At 46.0% G+C, this 1,779-nt stretch carries 1 rRNA gene; it reads left to right on the forward strand.

From position 1 onward, the window contains the following. Positions 1 to 176 precede the first annotated feature (176 nt). Positions 177 to 1,721, forward strand: a 16S ribosomal RNA gene (locus CRV12_RS03750). The last annotated feature ends 58 nt before the right edge of the window (positions 1,722 to 1,779 follow it).

Consider the following 1,779-nt stretch of genomic DNA (forward strand, 5'->3'; position numbering starts at 1 on the left):
ATTAAAAACTTGACTAACAGACATAACAAAGTTAAGATAGCACTGCTGTTGTTCTTTAACAATTTATCAGACAACCTGTGTAGGTATTCGTAGAATTGTATCAATTTTTTTTAAAAACATGTTACACATCTCTACAGAATAAAAATATTTAATCTGTAGAAATAGATTTAAAATTCAAATCGAAGAGTTTGATCATGGCTCAGATTGAACGCTGGCGGCAAGCTTAACACATGCAAGTCGAACGGTAACACAAAAGAGTTTACTCTTTGGGTGACGAGTGGCGGACGGGTGAGTAATATCTGGGGATCTACCTGATGGAGGGGGATAACCATTGGAAACGATGGCTAATACCGCATAATGTTGTAAAACCAAAGTGGGGGACCTTAGGGCCTCATGCCATCAGATGAACTCAGATGAGATTAGCTAGTAGGTGGGGTAATGGCTCACCTAGGCAACGATCTCTAGCTGGTCTGAGAGGATGACCAGCCACACTGGAACTGAGATACGGTCCAGACTCCTACGGGAGGCAGCAGTGGGGAATATTGCACAATGGGCGCAAGCCTGATGCAGCTATGCCGCGTGTATGAAGAAGGCCTTAGGGTTGTAAAGTACTTTCAATAGGGAAGAAGGCAATATAATTAAAACTTATATTGATTGACGTTACCTATAAAAGAAGCACCGGCTAACTCCGTGCCAGCAGCCGCGGTAATACGGAGGGTGCAAGCGTTAATCGGAATTACTGGGCGTAAAGCGCACGTAGGTGGTTTGCTAAGTCAGATGTGAAATCCCTGGGCTTAACCTGGGAACTGCATTTGAAACTGGCAAGCTTGAGTTTCATAGAGGAGAGCAGAATTCCAGGTGTAGCGGTGAAATGCGTAGAGATCTGGAGGAATATCAGTGGCGAAGGCGGCTCTCTGGATGAATACTGACACTCAAGTGCGAAAGCATGGGGAGCAAACAGGATTAGATACCCTGGTAGTCCATGCCGTAAACGATGTCGACTTGGAAGTTGTATCCTCGAGATGTAACTTCCGTAGCTAACGCGTTAAGTCGACCGCCTGGGGAGTACGACCGCAAGGTTAAAACTCAAATGAATTGACGGGGGCCCGCACAAGCGGTGGAGCATGTGGTTTAATTCGATGCAACGCGAAAAACCTTACCTACTCTTGACATCCAGCGAACTTGGCAGAGATGCCTTGGTGCCTTCGGGAACGCTGAGACAGGTGCTGCATGGCTGTCGTCAGCTCGTGTTGTGAAATGTTGGGTTAAGTCCCGCAACGAGCGTAACCCTTATCCTTTGTTGCCAGCGAGTAAGTCGGGAATCCAAAGGAGACTGCCGGTGATAAGCCGGAGGAAGGTGAGGACGACGTCAAGTCATCATGGCCCTTATGGGTAGGGCTACACACGTGCTACAATGGCGTATACAAAGAGAAGCAACCTCGCAAGAGCAAGCAAATCTCACAAAATATGTCTTAGTTCGGATTGGAGTCTGCAACTCGACTTCATGAAGTCGGAATCGCTAGTAATCGTAGATCAGAATGCTACGGTGAATACGTTCCCGGGCCTTGTACACACCGCCCGTCACACCATGGGAGTGGATTGCAAAAGAAGTAAGTAGCTTAACCTTTATTAGGAGGGCACTTACCACTTTGTGATTCATGACTGGGGTGAAGTCGTAACAAGGTAACCGTAGGGGAACCTGCGGTTGGATCACCTCCTTATATTTATAAAATACTTTTCTACGTAGTATCTACATAAATTGTCTGATAATATGTTATT

Source organism: Candidatus Pantoea edessiphila, from assembly GCF_002933315.1.
Lineage (GTDB): Bacteria > Pseudomonadota > Gammaproteobacteria > Enterobacterales > Enterobacteriaceae > Pantoea_C.